Source organism: Bacteroides sp. DH3716P (assembly GCF_025914115.1).
Taxonomy (GTDB): domain Bacteria; phylum Bacteroidota; class Bacteroidia; order Bacteroidales; family Bacteroidaceae; genus Bacteroides; species Bacteroides ovatus.
The window spans coordinates 6,634,514-6,635,016 of sequence record NZ_CP083673.1 but is presented as its reverse complement, the minus strand read 5'-3'; the positions used below and the strand labels follow the sequence as shown (position 1 = coordinate 6,635,016).

Sequence of the window (503 nt, the reverse complement as noted above, 5' to 3'; positions counted from 1 at the left end):
ATGTGCAGGTCATACTTTGATGACCATTCCATCATCTTGTTGATGACCTCGACCGATTCTCCCGCATTGTTGATGTCGAGAAGCAGGTCTCTGATTCCGTCGATGATGACCAGTCCATAGCTTTGGTCTTGGGCAAGCGCATAGTCTATGACCTCTATCCTGACGGAGGGCGTGTACTCTCTCAGACAGATAAAGTCAAGGTTCTCGTTGTCGATGCTTGTAGGTAGACCAGCGAGCTTCAGGATGCGCTCCAGCACATTATGGCAGTGATAGCGGCTCTGCTCCGTATCTACATACAGTATCTTGCGTTTCCCCTCTGGCAGACTGGCGCGATAGTTCAGTACCTTGCCGTTGGCGAGGGAAGCGGCTACCAAGGCAGACACGTTGAAGGTCTTTTTCGCCTTTGCCTTACCAGTAGAAGCACTGAAGTTGCCCAATGTGGCTATGCTGGAATTATCAACCCATATAATCTGAGGAGGTGTTTTATAAGTATCTGTTGCCTT

The 503-nt window shown here is 49.3% G+C and carries 1 pseudogene; it reads right to left on the bottom strand.

Annotation, left to right across the window (positions count from 1 at the left end):
* A pseudogene (locus KQP79_RS26105) lies at positions 1 to 503 on the bottom strand (AAA family ATPase); the annotation flags it as partial.